Origin of the sequence: Pseudanabaena sp. BC1403, from assembly GCF_002914585.1 — a bacterium.
GTDB lineage: Bacteria > Cyanobacteriota > Cyanobacteriia > Pseudanabaenales > Pseudanabaenaceae > Pseudanabaena.
Genome location: NZ_PDDM01000001.1, coordinates 1 through 14,597, shown reverse-complemented (window position 1 = coordinate 14,597; position 14,597 = coordinate 1). Strand labels below are relative to the sequence as shown.

Genomic DNA, 14,597 nt, shown 5'->3' with positions numbered 1-14,597 from the left:
ACGAGAGGCTTAGTATGAACGATTTTGAATATAGAACCGTTTATATAACGCAAAAAGAATACATCAGTAGTCTTGCTGATTTATTGAATCATCCAAATGTACCTTATGTTTTGGAAGGTATATGTGGTTTCGTGATCTATGAATTCTATGATGAAATTTTTAGATTGTATCATACTTTTAATATAGATGTTCAGATGAAGGCTAGCAACGATCCTGAGATTACTCAAAGAGCTAGAGATTTGCGCGTTGAAAGGGAACAATTACTTAATCCTATGTACTCTAGTTCAGAGGCTTTTGATAAGTTTGGATATAAACTTCAATGTATAGATTTGAAGATAAGGATACTGAATGTTCAAAAAAGTTACTGGAAAATTTATGAATTAATGAAACTTGGTAGCAGTAGAATTAACGGAATCGATGTAAAACATCATCCTTTCCCAAACGACATAGAAGTTCGCATAAAACTTTATAGAAAAATCGGCAAAAAGACTAAAAATTTGTACGATAGTTTACTGCTTGAATGGCAAAACTGGATGAAAGAGCATCATGCAACCATAAGCCTTAAAGGAGCAATATTTCAAGAGAAAGAAGTGACTCTTGCTCTTAATTTGGGAGAAATATATGAGGACTATTTGGCGATGTTACTTGTCACTTTACGTCATTTTAGAAAAGAGTTAGCAATTAGGGATTTTAGTATTGATTGGGAAGATTAGACTACCTCGCCTACCTTGTCAATAGTTCTTTAATTTCTTTTTAACCAGTGATTATCTCTTCTATCTATAAAAGTGCGATCGCTGATCTTGTAGGCTGGGTTGAGGTGACGAAACCCAACATTGCCTTTATTTCTTACCTTAATATTTCCTCGCTAATAAAATCGGAGTTCTCACTTCGTCAGAGAGAGATTGCAGTAACTCGACAAAGAGGTTATCATTTCTCATAGTCGGGTTGCGTTCCTTAACCCAACCTACAAGATCTACCAATGTTCCTTATCGCTAATTCACGAATATGAAGCGATCGCACGTTCTACTGATGAGTTCTAAGTCTCCAATAAATCTAGCAATTGACGCATATCATCAAAAACTAACTTAGCACCTGCGGCAATTAACGCCTCATGATGGGAAGAGTGGCGATCGCTTGGCGCGTAACCCAACACCCGCATCCCTGCGGCATGACCCGCTTTTACACCCGTTACCGAATCCTCAATCACCACACAATTCTCTGGCGCATAGCCCATCTGACTAGCAGCATGGAGATAAACATCAGGAAAAGGCTTAGGGCGATCGACATGGTGACAGCTATATAACTTTCCATTGAAATGATCTAACAATCCTGCTAATCCTAAAACTAAGTGGATATGTCGAGGACTACTATTGGAGGCAACACACTTTGGTAGGCTAAGCTCCTTTAATACATCGGCAATTCCCATAGTCGCTTGAAGTTCTTGTTTTAAAGCAGCGATTTCTCTTTCTTTGCATAATTCCAACCATTCAGTAGGAACCGTTCTACCGAAGATTTGCTCAATCATCTCCAGACAAGTTGCAAAGGATAGTCCTACAAATTTTTGAGTGACTTCTTCATGGGTAATCGCAAAACCAGCTTCCGTCAAAGTCTCAGCAAAAACACGATTTACGATGATTTCACTATCAACGAGAACTCCATCACAATCAAAAATTACCAGTTCCAAATTCGACATAAGGTTAATGAGTAGTTACTTTTTGCTATCAATAGCTTAGGGTACAGAGGGAATCTGTGACGATTTTGTTTTGCGATCGCTCCAACGGATCAAACGAACAAAAAATATGTATTTTAGGGTTGCAATTTAGTCAATATTTAGATACTCTAATATTTAGTTTAAATAGTTAGATAGCCTAATTATTTTATTACCTTATTTTTAAGGAGCAGTTTTAACTGTGGCTAGATTGCATGAAAATATTGATCGCTATACCAACCAAGCGCCCGATCAAGTAATTAATCAAAATCAAGACGACGAATTGATCCTAGAGACGCGATCGCTGACGCGAGATTTTGGGCAAATGCGGGCGGTGGACAATGTAAATATTCAGGTCAAAGCAGGAGAAGTGTTTGGCTTGCTAGGCCCCAATGGTGCGGGCAAAAGTACCACGATTAAAATGCTGACGACGCTGTTGCCACCAAGTTCGGGAAGCGCAGCGATCGCAGGTTTAGATCTAACGCATCAACCATCGGAAATTCGTCGGGCGATCGGCTATGTGCCGCAGTCTCTCTCGGCTGATGGCAGTCTCACTGCCTATGAGAATCTGCTGATTTTTTCTAAGCTTTATGACATTCCCCGCAAATATCGCGAATCACGCATTCGAGATGTATTGGAATTTATGGGTTTGACAGAAGCGGCGCATCGGCTGGTGCGTCAATATTCAGGTGGGATGATTCGGCGCTTAGAAGTTGCTCAGTCGATGTTGCATCAACCGCAAGTTCTGTTTCTCGACGAGCCGACGGTGGGCTTAGATCCTCTTGCGCGGAGTTATGTTTGGGCTTTGGTTCAGCAACTGCGCGAGAAGTATGGAACGACGATTATTTTGACCACGCATTTCTTAGAAGAAGCAGATAGTTTGTGCGATCGCGTGGCGATTATGCAAGCTGGTAAGGTCGTAGTGACGGGCATTCCCAGCGAACTCAAGGCAAATCTCGATCAAGAAAATGCCACTCTAGATGATGTATTCATCCATTACACGGGCGATCAAATGACAACAGGAGGAGGAAGTTATCGTGAAACATCTCGAAATCGACGCACGGCTCAACGATTGGGATAGTTTGTCAGGCTCAAGACGTTTGCGAAGAAGAAATCCTTGGCAAGCGATCGCGGAATTTGTCAACAAAACCTTGGTAATTACAGAACTAGAAGTTCGCAAATTGCGCCACGATCCCACGGATTTAATTGTCCGCGCCGTACAGCCTGTATTGTGGTTGTTAATTTTTGGACAAGTGTTTACCAGAATTCGCGGCATTCCCACCAATGGCTTGCCATATCTAGACTTTATGGCGGCAGGAATTCTTGCCCAAAGCGTTCTCTTTGTTTCGATTTTTAGCGGCGGTATGTCCCTAATTTGGGAAAGAGATTTAGGACTAGCCCAAAAATTTCTAGTTAGTCCTACACCCCGCGCTTCCATCGTCTTGGGTAAAGGGATTGCATCGGGAGTGCGCTGTTTATCACAGGTTTTTGTGGTTTATATCCTATCTTTTGTGTTGGGAGTTCAGCTTAACTTTGGTGCGATCGCAATGTTAGGGGTTTTGCTAATCGTGTTTCTAGGAGCAGCTTGCTTCTCGATATTTTCGATTATTGTTGCCTGTGTGGTTAAGTCCCGTGAGGGCTTTAACGGTATGGGTCAACTGATGACCATGCCCTTATTTTTTGCCAGCAATGCCATTTACCCCATTGAGATCATGCCATCTTGGTTGCAAGTCATTTCCCATGTTAATCCTCTTACCTACGAGGTTGATGCCCTGCGCGGTGTGATGCTGCTAAATGGTACAAGTCTTTATGGTTACTGGTTTGACGCAGCGATACTGCTATTAGTCCTAATTGCGCTGACCTTTATTGGCGGTCGCCTGTATCGTAAAGTGGGAATATAAGGCGATAGAATGACTTTGAACATCATCTAAATAAGTCAAGAGTTAATCGTCTCATGGGATCGCCAAAATCTACTCGCCAAAAATCTTCAAAATCAATTGCTCCAGAGATTGACTCTACGATATCAAAGCAATGTGCCGCGAAGGTTATGGAAACAATTCCCTTGGTGATGCGATTTATTCGGGCGGATATGCGCGATCGCAAGGCAACGGAATTATCGGTTCCCCAATTTCGGACTCTTGCCTTTTTAGATCGTAACCCTGGGGCTTCATTGGCAGAACTTTCCGAACATTTAGGTGTAACCTGCGCCACGGCTTCGGCAAATACGGAACGCCTCGTGCAACGCAATTTTGTCCATCGCTGCGATCATCCCAATGAACGTCGTCGCGTTTCCTTGAAATTGACGACGGAAGGAAAAGATCATCTCGATGCTGCTAGAGACTTAACCAGAGCCTACATTGCCGATCTGCTGGACTCACTGAGTGAGGAACAGATCGCCAAAATCGATGACAGTTTAGCGCTTCTATATCAAGTTTTTGAATCAAAATCTACGCCGTAAAGCTTTGGTCTTTACGGATAAGCATACAAATAATCATGAGTCCTCATCCGAAAAGCTCCAAGCAACAATCTCCCGAAATTAACCATACTTCCGATCATGCCGATCCCTTTGCCGCTTTAAAAATTCGCGATTTTCGGCTCTTTGCGATCGGACGCATCCTCATTTTTACTTCCTTCCAAATGCAGACAGTGGCTCTTGGTTGGGAGATTTACGATCGCACAGGTTCGGCTTTAGCTTTAGGTGGTGTCGGTTTAGCCCAAGTTACACCGATGATTTTGTTAACTCTATTGACTGGTCACGTTGCCGATCGCCACGATCGCAAAAACACAATTCTATTTGCCATTTTTCTCTCGACTCTCTGCTCCCTTGGACTTGCGGCAATTTCCTATGGGAAAGGTTCTATTGCTTGGGTCTATGTCCTCCTCGCTTTGATTGGTATTGGTCGCGCCTTTCTCAAACCCGCCAGCGATGCTTTTATCTGGCAGCTAATTCCCATTGAAATGTTTGCCAATGCCGCCACATGGAATAGCAGTAGTTTTCATCTTGCGGCAGTTGTGGGGCCAGCGCTCGGTGGTCTTGCGATCGCGGTTCTCGGAAATGCTACAGGTGTCTATCTATTTGCGGCTCTTGCTGCTTTCCTTTGCTTTGTTGCCGTAACCACTATTCCCAAACGTCCTGTCACGTATGCTTCAGAGCCAATCTCTCTCAAAGCCCTATCCGCAGGTTTCAAATTCGTTTGGCACAATCAAGTTATTCTCGGTTCCATTTCCCTTGATCTATTTGCGGTGTTGCTAGGCGGTGCAGTGGCGCTCTTACCAATTTTTGCTAAAGATATTCTCCACGTTGGCGCTTTAGAACTAGGTTTTCTCCAAGCCGCACCTTCGATTGGTTCATTAATGATGGCAGTAGCGATCGCGTATTTACCACCATTTAAGCGATCGGGATTGGCGATGCTCTGGTCAGTGGTCGGCTTTGGGATTGTCACGATTATATTTGGCTTGTCGCGTTGGTTTTGGCTTTCCTTGTTAATGCTGTTCTTGAGCGGCGCACTTGACATGATCAGCGTCGTCATTCGTCATACCCTCGTCCAGATTCGTACTCCCGAACATTTACGCGGTCGAGTAGCGGCAGTGAATAGTGTCTTTATCAGCGCTTCTAATGAACTCGGTGGATTTGAGTCAGGATTAGCAGCAGCAGCTTTTGGCCCCATTATGGCTGTAGTTAGCGGTGGTATTGGCACGATCGCTGTAGTATTTGCGACCCTCTGGCTATTCCCCAGCCTCAAGCATCTCGGCGCATTGGCAGATTATCGCGAACCAGATTTGGAATTAGTTGAAATCGGAGAAACAGAAAATGTGGCTTAAAGCGATCGATCATATTCAACTTACTTCTACACCTGATTTAGAAACGGCGATGCTTTTTTTCTACGTTCGGGCTTTATAGCAAAGAAAGGGATAGTTAGGACAATTGACAGAAGGCTTGCTGTACGGCATCCCATAAACTTTCATATTGTCCAATAATCATACTGACATGATGTTTTAACCTTGCCAAAAATTTCTCAATCTTATTTAAGTCAGGAGAATAGGGAGGCAGAAATATCACCTCACATCCTGCTTGCGCGATTAATTGGTTAATTCTTTGCTGAGGATGAAAACTAGCATTGTCGATGACCACTATTTGCCCTGGCAATAATTCTGGGACGAGAAATTCCTCTATCCATTTACACACTAAGCCAGTATTACAGTACCCCTTGAATAGCATAGGTGCAATAATCTCGCCATCTCGCCAACCACTAATCATGCTCAATCTCTCGGTACGATGTCCTAATTTGGTAGCGTGAAATCTCTCAGATTTGTGGCAGTATCCATAGGGATAATCAATCGTATTATCGATACCTGCTTCATCAACATATACGAATCTTTCTTTAGCACGAGTGTGTATCAGTTGCTTAAATTCTTGTCGCTGTTGCTCGTCCCTTTCTTGGTAACCGTAAGTTTTTTTACGGGTAAAGTTGAGTTTCCGCATTGCTTTTCCGATAAGCACTCGACTAACTGGTTTGACCCATTTTTTCGACATTTCTTTCTGGGTCAAATGGGCACTGGTCAGTTAAATCGTGAGGGAGTGAAAGCCCCGTAGTGAAAGCAACTCCAGCATGGAAAGCGGTCGATGATATAGCCCGATCGCCATAGCAGGAGTCTTATTCTTCCATAAGCTCACATGAGGTCTCACCCAATTGTGAACTAATCTTTGTACGGTGACCGTTCGTTGCAATCCCTTCGTATTCTTAGCATATAGGTTTTGTCTACGGCGATAAGCGCTACACCTCCTTCTCAAAGCACTGTTATTTGCTTCATTGTGATTGGCATGAACGTCACTCTTATCGCTAATAGCCGTATAGGGATGCTCTGGTTTGAGCCATTCGACACGCCGATTGCCCTGTGAACTTTTAATTTTGATGGCAACTTCTAATCCATGTCGCCATACTTTCCGATGTCCATACTCACGACTTACTTCGGTCGATTTGAGGTAGACACTTGCCATTTGCCATAGTTGTTGGGCATACCGTCTTTCGCCATCGGTAAACCATCGGATGTATTGACTTGCCTTTGACCATTGCCATGCTGTTTTGGTTGCTTTAGTAAATAATTCAGTGGTTTTGAGTCCTACCTTGGCAACAATCCAATAGCGACTCCTACGTTCAATGAATGTCACTGTCCATCCTTTTGGCTCTGAGGGGGGGAAGGTTCTCGCCTACGCGAGTGTAAACCTCATCTCCCTCGACTGTTATATCCCCTCCTGCTGGGGCATCTGGACTCCATTGCTGTGATTGGGTTGCCAATTTTTGCTCCCATCTAATGATGCTGACATGGGATTTTTCTAGTACTCTCCCACTGGCTTTGATTCCCATCCCTTCACTCCTCATCTTCAGCGCTAAGGATACGACACTTGCTGGTGTTCTCAGCCTTGACATTGGCGTTCCTGTCCTTTCACTAAATCTCTTGCCGCATCCTTTACACAAATAGTTCTGGATAGCTTTGCCATCTTGGTGGTGATGTTTGCCGTTTTTGATTGTCTTTTGGCTCTGGCAGTGGGGGCATTCCATACTTTTTTCCTTTCCTCTGCCTCTATTTTCTCATACCACTAATTCAATGACCAGTGCCCTGTAGATGGTGCGTGGTGTATTGAGTTAGTTCATAGCTTTCTTTTCGCACGAACATTTCCTGAAGTGTACATACACATTATCGATTCATCCATGTTTTGACTGTCAGCACTCACCATTATTAGAAGATGAGATCGGCTAGAATATATTACAAAACTACACATTCGCAGGAGTTTTATGGATACTATCGACTTAGAAAAGCTTTTTCAAAGAGGCTACTACGTCACACTAGGCGCTACTTCATCACTACTTGAAGTAATCCAAGACCCCACCAAGCGCGAAGAAAATCTCAAAAGGTTGGGGCGCAGCTTCGATGAAATTACTCAAGAGCTTGCTAAAAAGGGTGTAACCACGGAAGCTGAGGCTCGTAGCTATGTTGATAAATTTATTGCGCAGCAGGTAAATGGTAGTACTAATACCACTAGTTCTGAATCGGCAGGTTTAACCACTGTAACCACAACTGCTAAGACCGTCGATGACAATGCACCTGATGGCACATCTGAGAAATCTGATAAATCAGTTAAAGCAAGTATGCGTGATGAGATTCAGGAACTCACACAACAGCTAGCAAGTTTGCGATCGCAACTAGAGCAATTACGCTCAAACTAAAGAAGAAGAGGCGCTTTAGCGCCTCTTCTTCTCTGGCAAAATGGCATTTAATCAGTGGTATAGCTTGAGGCTTAAAATCGTTAATGGCATATAGCGATTTTGATCTAAAAAAGGTTAAACAGAACCTCGGAGTCAATTGAATAGAATAGGACTTACGCAAGAACCATAGGAATAGAAAGATTTTTAAGTTGGGATTTTAAATAATCAGACAAAAGTCCAGATTTAAGTTGGTAAATAGTGTTACCCAATTGAAAAGCTAAGCGTTTAAGCTGATTCCAAACGAGCATGGCACAGGCGATATGATTACGCTGAGTTCTGGACTTGCGGCACTGGCAAGACTGAATACCCGTCAATTGTTTGAGTTCACGATGAAATTCCTCAATATTCCACCTGATGGAGCAAATAGCATGTACTTCAGGGGTAGGGTAGTTGTTTGCTATAGACTAATCCTTGCAACATATCAGATACATGGTCTAGTTTGCTTTTCCCATCGCCTTTGGGGTCATAAATCCGATAGTCTACTACCCAAAATTCATGCCGTTTGAAATTGACATAGATACAGATGACTATCCCAATCCCTTGCACGACTCCATGCTCATTACCACTGTATTGCCTTTGTGCCATCTCAATCTGCTTGGCATGACGTTTGTCTAACACTGTGTCATCAAACAACATGTACATGTACTTGGCTTCATCCGTAATACCAATTCACAAAAGTGTGACAACACTTCTTTGAGTTAAAAAGCAAACCCTGTAAGGGTTCTAAAAACACAAAATGGCTACGCCACTTTGTGTTTTGGTATAACGATGCTCGGTTCTACGTTTTGCCAGAGTATCCTTGGAGTCAGTTTTTGTCCTCTCATATATCGGTTGATTTGGTCGTGACTGTATCCCTCTATGTGTTTCGCTAAGTTCGTGATCGTATAGTTTATCTGGCTACTCAGCAGATACTGGCAATAGTCTAGGATGCTAAATTTCTTTGCCATTTGGCTTTGCCTAACTCTTCTTCCTTTTTACCTCTTTTCCGACACTGCGTAAGTCCTATAGAAGAGAAAAATTTTTCTCTTCTATTCAATTTTTTGACATCAGTGCATATCTTAAAGAGCTTAGTACAGGACAAAAAGTTGCAAAAGTAAGCGGGAAGGGGTTTTATAAAAGATAACCACATCACAAATCAATACTTCGGACATTTTGAAAAATGAGAACAAAAAAGCTATTCATCGTATAAGGTGCAAGTGTTGAACCAAAGCACCAAATGAATAGCATTACAGACATACAGCAATTTGTTTTCAAACCCGCCACAAATAAAAATATACAATCTATTGCGGGGCTTCGCCCTGCGCCCCTTTTTGTAGCAGGTTTGATCGACAACTGCTGTAATACCGAAAGTAGCAAGCAAAGCACAACGAAAATTCCTGACAATCCTATTTTCGACAATCATGGTGATATGTGGAAAAGTGAACTTCACAAATCTGAGCCGATATAGCGAAATCAACGAGCGCACCTATCGACGGCAGTTTACACGTTCATACAACTTCATAAAAGGGAACGCAGAGATCATCGCAAAAGCGATCGCAGCAACAGCCCGCCAGATCATCGCGATAGACTGCTCATTTGTGCCGAAAAGTGGCAAAGCAACTTATGGAATCGAGTATTTCTACAATGGAAGTGCAAGCCGAGCCGAAAAAGGATTAGAGATATCAGTAATCGCGATTGTCGATGTTGATACGAAACAAGGATATGCGTTATCAGTACAGCAAACACCACCCGCCCAACCAGAATCAAAGAAGACAAGGATAGATTTGTATCTTGAGCAACTAGCAGCGACCAAACCCTACTTACCGAAATTAGCAGTACAACATGTCGTCAGTGATGGGTTTTACAGCAAAATCAAGTGGGTTGATGGTGTCGTTGCACTAGGATTAGATGCAATTGGCAAGCTGCGTTGTGATGCGGATATGCGCGGGTGCATCTCAGTTTTGCAAGCCCTAAATACGCTTAGGATGAGAAGGAGAGAAAAAACCATTAAGATAGGCAGAGCGATGTTTGAGGACTTGAGGAACATTTTTTGAAGCCCATTGTGCTCCAGAAATTTGTCCCCGCCGATCAATCTGCTTAACTAAAGATTCAACAGCACCAGAACCAATTGGAATCGATTGATCATGAAAGTGTCTGTAGCAAGGAATGCGATGCCAATGCTTTTGGATATAAGCCAAGAAATTCTCAATACCTGAACTTGCAGATGATTGTAGGATATCCACTGCCTGAGCTAATTCACCGTTCCATAATAATTGTTTGATCTCATGCTTTAGCTGGTCATTTAAGTCGGTTTTCCAGAGATTTTCGACCAAGTGATACCAATCTAAAGTTTCGCAACGTTGTTGAGCATTGCCAATCTTGCCAAATAGATTCCAAATCCCATCATGCCCATCACCAAGACAGCTAAATATTTCTGGCAAAGGTTGCTGATTTACCCAAGATACCAAATCTTCATTCTGCTGAAAAAATGCTCCTACGACTTCAGTATCAAGGTTTACGGCTTTATAGTCTCTCCACACACTCGGTTCACCTTTTGGTGTACGGATTCTGATTTTCCCACCATCAATAGCCATTGATTCAATCCACTCTGTGGCAATTGGTTCTGGTATCTCAACCTGATGGACTAACCTCTGTTGTTTACTGTGGGATACTTTTACCCCTGTCAATCCTTCAATGTCTTCCTCCGCCCTTGCGTATGAACCGTTTGCACTCAATAGTAAACAACATTTTTCTAGCTGTGGACTCATCTGGCTATAAGCCCTGATTCCGAGTTTCTTTGCCTGTTTCTCGGTTATTGTCAGTTTACCCAAGCAACTTTTTATTTCTCTTCTCCTACCAGATTTTGTTCCCGTGCTTGCTTCGATAAAAAAATTCCGATATCTTTACTAACACAGTTTTGCATTTGTTCCCGCACTGCTATTTCAATGCCTTCTAGGCTTGTTAATTTTTCTGGCTCCCGACTCTCAGTGTCCTTGTATAATATGGCTGCTATAGCTTGCACATGAGCATGAATTTCATTCTTTTCCGATTCAGTCATGGCTTCACCTCTATCTTCTAATCCTTAAAATTATCCATCTTTATTACTCCTTTTTTATCCTAAGTATTTATACTCATTACAAAATTGAGATGCACCCGATATGCGCTATGTGTATACGGGTGAGCAGAAACCCTTTGGGAGAAGGCGCAAGTACGATAATAGGTAGTCCTAAAAAGGAAAGGATGAGAGAAGAGGTAAAGAAGCATTGTAATAATGGATGAAATTCCAAATGGCTCCAATGTGATTTTCTAGCTTCTTAGAAAAGGATAAGGTTTTTCTAACCAGTCTTGATACTCGTTGTCGTAAGGTACAGTTGAATCTCTCAATATAGTTGGTCTTCCCGTTTCTTTACCTACAGCCCTATGACGCTTGCTGGGTAGTACAACAGGATAAGACGAGTAGAAATCAGTGTAAACAACTGCACATTGGCGATAGACGGCAGGCAAAGATTGCCATAACTTCTGAGCTGAATCGCCAGAGCGATCGCCAATATAGCAACCCACAATTTCATGAGTTTCAGCATCAATGGCAAGCCACACCCACTGTTTATTCCCTTTGCTGTCCACAAAAGACCATAGTTCATCCATCTGTACGGTCAAACGACGTTTGGGTTTAGGTTCTACCTCTACCTGTTGAACAATATTTTCGTATTTATCATTGACATAACTTTGTAACCATCGTTCTGACACCTTGAGCACTCTGGCTATTCCAGATAAAGGGATCTTTTCTAGTAGTAGTCGTTCTAGAAGCTCATAATTGTCATGTATACGCTCGGAAACTCTCTGCCACTGAGGATTTACTACAAATTGGCGACCACAATCACGGCATTTATAATTTTGTTTTCCGTGCCGTGTACTACCGTTTTTAACTACTGATATAGATTGGCAGGATGGACAAGATGGTCTCGTTTCGGTCATTACTTTGCTTTTTAACAACTATCTAAAACATTCTCCTACATCCTTTCCTTTTTAGGACTACCATCATTTTTGATGAATATCTTCCTAAATGGAATTATAGAGCCATTCCTCAAAATAACTGAAATGCATAAGTTATTTATTTTTCATTCCTTAAGAGTTTTGCGTAGTAAAACTCTTAACATAAATTCTGTTGCGGATTTGAACGAAAATAGCTGTGGCACACTGCCAACATTCTTTTCCATTTACTTGTTGACTTTTAAGACAGTATCTACGGGAACCTTTAAATTTTGGTTAGGGGCAATCCCCCCGTGGTTGCCCTGCTTCGCTACCTGCAAGAGATTCATTATCTTTGTTCCACGTAACATCAGTTCTATAAGTATAGATAAATGTTTAGGTAGAGAGTAGAAAGTTCAAAGAGTGAAATAATAGGTTCATTGAGAAACAAAATTAATTTTGTTTCTCAGTGAACTAATAATGCAAGGTGAATTTGTATGAAGCACCAGCCATTAGACTTATCAATTAAGCTAAGTGATTACAGTTATCAAATCATTCAACAAAACTTTCAGAAGATTGTCGAACAAGAAAAAGCCATCTTTGAAGACAAAGATCCCGAACCGTTGCATCAGATGCGAGTCGGGATGCGCCGTTTGAGAACAGCTATTCAAGTATTTAGCTCTGCAATCGTCTTACCAAAGGCTGTAAGCAATCCATCTATCGGAAAAATCGCTAAAAGTTTAGGAGCAACCCGCGATTTAGATGTACTTCAACAAGAATTGATAAACCACTATCAGCCTTTGTTAGGTAATACAGAACTACAGAAGTTTGATAAGGTTTTGAAACGTTTGCAGAAAAAACGCGATCGCAGCTTTCTCGATTTACAGAAGACGTTGAATGGCGATCGCTATTACGACTTAAAGCAGGGTATCCAATCTTGGCTAGATCGCCCCAGATATACAATGATCGGCGATTTGGTAGTTCGAGAAGTTTTGCCCGACTTGCTACTTCCATTAATCTGTCAACTTTTTCTCCACCAAGGGTGGCTGGTAGGAACAACTATTCGGTCAGAAAAAGTCACCATGATTTCTATTGAAAATTTTGAGGAGTTGCATCAACACCTAGAGAAATTCGTTAATGATCTCCATAACCTACGGAAACAAATGAAAGGTATTCGCTATCAAGCGGAGTTCTTTTCAGGCTTTTATGAGGCTTCATACCTTGAGAGAATTGAGGAGTTTAAGTCGATCCAAGAAATCTTGGGGCAACTTCATGATCGCGAAGTCTTGCGTCAGTTTTTAGAATCGACATTGAATGCAGATTTGGCAAAGGTGCTACCCACTGTAAACCAGACAATGCAGCAGGAGCAAATCACATTTTGGCAAAGTTGGCAGCCGATCCAGCAGCGTTACCTCTCCTTGGAATTTCGCCAATCATTGCGATCGCTACTCTCAACACCGATAGATATTGCACATGCATAACTAGAGCATCATTGCTATGAAGTTCTTGAGCCTGAGCCGCCGAAAATATTGTAGGCTTTATACACTTTTCAGGAATACCTTTAGTCATGCTGATACAATGACATCGCAAGTAAAAAGTACCCAATGCAAGAGTAATGACTACTGAATCTATAAGTACAACAACTTTACTGGAACGGTTGAATTGGCGCTATGCCACGAAGAAATTTGATGCAACTCAAACTATTCCTGAAGCTACATGGCAAGCACTGAGCGAGTCTCTTGTCCTTACTCCTTCATCCTATGGTTTACAACCTTGGAAGTTTTGGGTGATTACCAACCCTGCAATCAGAGCAGAACTTAAGCCTGTTTCTTGGAATCAAGCTCAGGTAACTGATTGTTCTCATTTTGTCGTTTTTTCGATCAAGAAGAACTTAACCTCTGAACATGTCGATCATTTTGTTGAGAGAACTGCTGAAGTCCGTGGAGTTCCTCTCGAATCCTTGGAAGGCTACCGTAACTTGATGGTTGGCGATGTAATACATGGTGCGCGGAGTTTAACTGTGAACGAGTGGGCAACCCGCCAGACTTATATTGCTTTAGGTAACTTTATGACTTCTGCCGCTCTTTTAGGTATAGACACCTGTCCATTGGAAGGGCTAGATCCTGCTAAGTACGATCAGATTTTGGGACTACCTAGTAAGGGCTATGCCACCGTAGTCGCTTGTGCTGCGGGATATCGCGCCAGCGATGATAAATATGCGGAGTTGGCAAAGGTACGTTTTATTAGTTCTGAAGTAATTGAAACTTTAGCCTAATCTCTCTATTCCAAAAGAATAGACCTGCTAAAGGTTTTCTCTCTGGTTTTTAATTATGCACAGCTAATTATTAATCGTTTTAGCTACAGCTATATCTATAAATATAGTTGTAGCTAAAACCATGAAGATCGCGATCGCTATTTATCGATCCGCAGTTTTGATCAAGTCCTCTATGGCTGAACGCGCTGATTGTGTTTTGGTATAATACCAAAACACAAAGAAGAGGCAACAGATGATATAAGAGAAAAAGGAGAAAGAGGATAAAAAAATGGCAGGGGTATATAGATTAGAAATAAGTGAAAGCGAAGAAGATCTAAAAGAGATGCTAGGGCGGCAGAAAACAGGCTCAGATAAAGAACGAGTGCAAGTATTGTACTTACTGAAAAGCAAGCAAGTTGGT

At 42.0% G+C, this 14,597-nt stretch carries 14 protein-coding genes and 1 pseudogene; 9 read left to right on the top strand and 6 right to left on the bottom strand.

All coding sequences use genetic code 11. The features are described 5' to 3' along the window. Positions 1 to 14 precede the first annotated feature (14 nt). Positions 15 to 713, top strand: a complete 699-nt coding sequence (locus tag CQ839_RS00095) for a hypothetical protein (RefSeq protein ID WP_103666253.1) — start codon at positions 15 to 17, stop codon at positions 711 to 713. A gap of 323 nt (positions 714 to 1,036) precedes the next feature. Here CQ839_RS00095 and CQ839_RS00090 read toward each other — a convergent pair whose 3' ends face one another. Beyond that, entirely contained in the window at positions 1,037 to 1,693 is a 657-nt protein-coding gene (locus CQ839_RS00090) for an HAD family phosphatase (protein WP_103666252.1), read from the bottom strand. Between the two features lie 274 nt (positions 1,694 to 1,967). Between CQ839_RS00090 and CQ839_RS00085 the strand changes: the two genes are divergently transcribed. From CQ839_RS00085 to CQ839_RS00070, 4 genes are read left to right on the top strand one after another with little or no spacing between them, the layout of a single operon-like run. Beyond that, positions 1,968 to 2,789 carry an ATP-binding cassette domain-containing protein gene (locus CQ839_RS00085; RefSeq protein ID WP_374937721.1) on the top strand — a complete coding sequence of 274 codons (822 nt, stop codon included), beginning with the start codon at positions 1,968 to 1,970 and terminating at the stop codon, positions 2,787 to 2,789. Then, a complete protein-coding gene (locus CQ839_RS00080; RefSeq protein ID WP_103666250.1) occupies positions 2,746 to 3,609 on the top strand; it encodes an ABC transporter permease in 864 nt (287 codons plus the stop codon). Before CQ839_RS00085 ends, CQ839_RS00080 begins: the two co-directional genes overlap by 44 nt. Before the next feature lie 53 nt (positions 3,610 to 3,662). Further along, positions 3,663 to 4,166, top strand: coding sequence for a MarR family winged helix-turn-helix transcriptional regulator (locus tag CQ839_RS00075; protein WP_103666249.1), 504 nt, complete (start codon positions 3,663 to 3,665; stop codon positions 4,164 to 4,166). Between the two features lie 35 nt (positions 4,167 to 4,201). Further along, complete coding sequence (locus CQ839_RS00070; protein ID WP_103666248.1) at positions 4,202 to 5,530, top strand: MFS transporter; 1,329 nt, start codon at positions 4,202 to 4,204, stop codon at positions 5,528 to 5,530. A gap of 94 nt (positions 5,531 to 5,624) precedes the next feature. On the opposite strand, the gene CQ839_RS00060 is transcribed toward CQ839_RS00070, so the two are convergent. Together CQ839_RS00060 and CQ839_RS00055 are read right to left on the bottom strand one after the other, a co-directional pair. Then, on the bottom strand, positions 5,625 to 6,257 hold the full coding sequence (locus CQ839_RS00060) for an IS630 family transposase (protein ID WP_258040572.1): 633 nt from the start codon (positions 6,255 to 6,257) through the stop codon (positions 5,625 to 5,627). Positions 6,258 to 6,272: 15 nt separating this feature from the next. Continuing rightward, positions 6,273 to 7,269, bottom strand: a protein-coding gene (locus CQ839_RS00055; protein WP_103666246.1) for an IS1 family transposase whose coding sequence is annotated in 2 segments (ribosomal slippage) — positions 6,273 to 6,905 and positions 6,907 to 7,269 — 996 coding nt in all. Because the reading frame shifts where the segments join, the coding sequence is not laid out codon by codon here. Between the two features lie 234 nt (positions 7,270 to 7,503). Between CQ839_RS00055 and CQ839_RS00050 the strand changes: the two genes are divergently transcribed. Further along, the gene (locus CQ839_RS00050) at positions 7,504 to 7,935 is read left to right on the top strand and encodes a hypothetical protein (RefSeq protein ID WP_103666245.1); all 432 of its coding nucleotides are present in this window, start codon (positions 7,504 to 7,506) and stop codon (positions 7,933 to 7,935) included. A 152-nt stretch (positions 7,936 to 8,087) separates the two neighbouring features. Here CQ839_RS00050 and CQ839_RS00045 read toward each other — a convergent pair. Further along, a pseudogene (locus CQ839_RS00045) lies at positions 8,088 to 8,610 on the bottom strand (transposase); the annotation flags it as partial. Between the two features lie 704 nt (positions 8,611 to 9,314). On the opposite strand from CQ839_RS00045, the gene CQ839_RS00030 reads away from it, so the two are divergent. Next, positions 9,315 to 10,007: a transposase gene (locus CQ839_RS00030; protein ID WP_103666243.1), complete on the top strand. Its 693-nt coding sequence runs from the start codon at positions 9,315 to 9,317 to the stop codon at positions 10,005 to 10,007. On the opposite strand, the gene CQ839_RS00025 is transcribed toward CQ839_RS00030, so the two are convergent. Beyond that, positions 9,924 to 11,011 (bottom strand): ISKra4 family transposase gene (locus tag CQ839_RS00025; protein WP_103666242.1). Its coding sequence is split into 2 segments (ribosomal slippage): positions 9,924 to 10,846 and positions 10,846 to 11,011, totalling 1,089 coding nucleotides; the frame shifts between segments, so codons are not numbered across the junction. The genes CQ839_RS00030 and CQ839_RS00025 overlap by 84 nt on opposite strands. 168 nt (positions 11,012 to 11,179) lie before the next feature. Then, positions 11,180 to 11,928 (bottom strand): IS1 family transposase gene (locus tag CQ839_RS00020; protein ID WP_103666241.1). Its coding sequence is split into 2 segments (ribosomal slippage): positions 11,180 to 11,349 and positions 11,349 to 11,928, totalling 750 coding nucleotides; the frame shifts between segments, so codons are not numbered across the junction. Between the two features lie 491 nt (positions 11,929 to 12,419). Between CQ839_RS00020 and CQ839_RS00015 the strand changes: the two genes are divergently transcribed. Together CQ839_RS00015 and CQ839_RS00010 are read left to right on the top strand one after the other, a co-directional pair. Next, positions 12,420 to 13,403 (top strand): CHAD domain-containing protein, encoded by a 984-nt coding sequence (locus tag CQ839_RS00015; RefSeq protein ID WP_103666240.1) that lies wholly within the window; start codon positions 12,420 to 12,422, stop codon positions 13,401 to 13,403. 134 nt (positions 13,404 to 13,537) lie between these two features. Further along, complete coding sequence (locus CQ839_RS00010) at positions 13,538 to 14,197, top strand: NAD(P)H-dependent oxidoreductase (protein ID WP_103666239.1); 660 nt, start codon at positions 13,538 to 13,540, stop codon at positions 14,195 to 14,197. The last annotated feature ends 400 nt before the right edge of the window (positions 14,198 to 14,597 follow it).

Excerpts from the sequence above, each read along its gene's own strand:
- CQ839_RS00010 (WP_103666239.1), top strand. The coding sequence starts at position 13,538 with ATGACTACTGAATCTATAAGTACAACAACTTTACTGGAACGGTTGAAT.
- CQ839_RS00070 (WP_103666248.1), top strand. The coding sequence starts at position 4,202 with ATGAGTCCTCATCCGAAAAGCTCCAAGCAACAATCTCCCGAAATTAAC.
- CQ839_RS00015 (WP_103666240.1), top strand. The coding sequence starts at position 12,420 with ATGAAGCACCAGCCATTAGACTTATCAATTAAGCTAAGTGATTACAGT.
- CQ839_RS00095 (WP_103666253.1), top strand. The coding sequence starts at position 15 with ATGAACGATTTTGAATATAGAACCGTTTATATAACGCAAAAAGAATAC.
- CQ839_RS00075 (WP_103666249.1), top strand. The coding sequence starts at position 3,663 with ATGGGATCGCCAAAATCTACTCGCCAAAAATCTTCAAAATCAATTGCT.
- CQ839_RS00050 (WP_103666245.1), top strand. The coding sequence starts at position 7,504 with ATGGATACTATCGACTTAGAAAAGCTTTTTCAAAGAGGCTACTACGTC.
- CQ839_RS00090 (WP_103666252.1), bottom strand. The coding sequence starts at position 1,693 with ATGTCGAATTTGGAACTGGTAATTTTTGATTGTGATGGAGTTCTCGTT.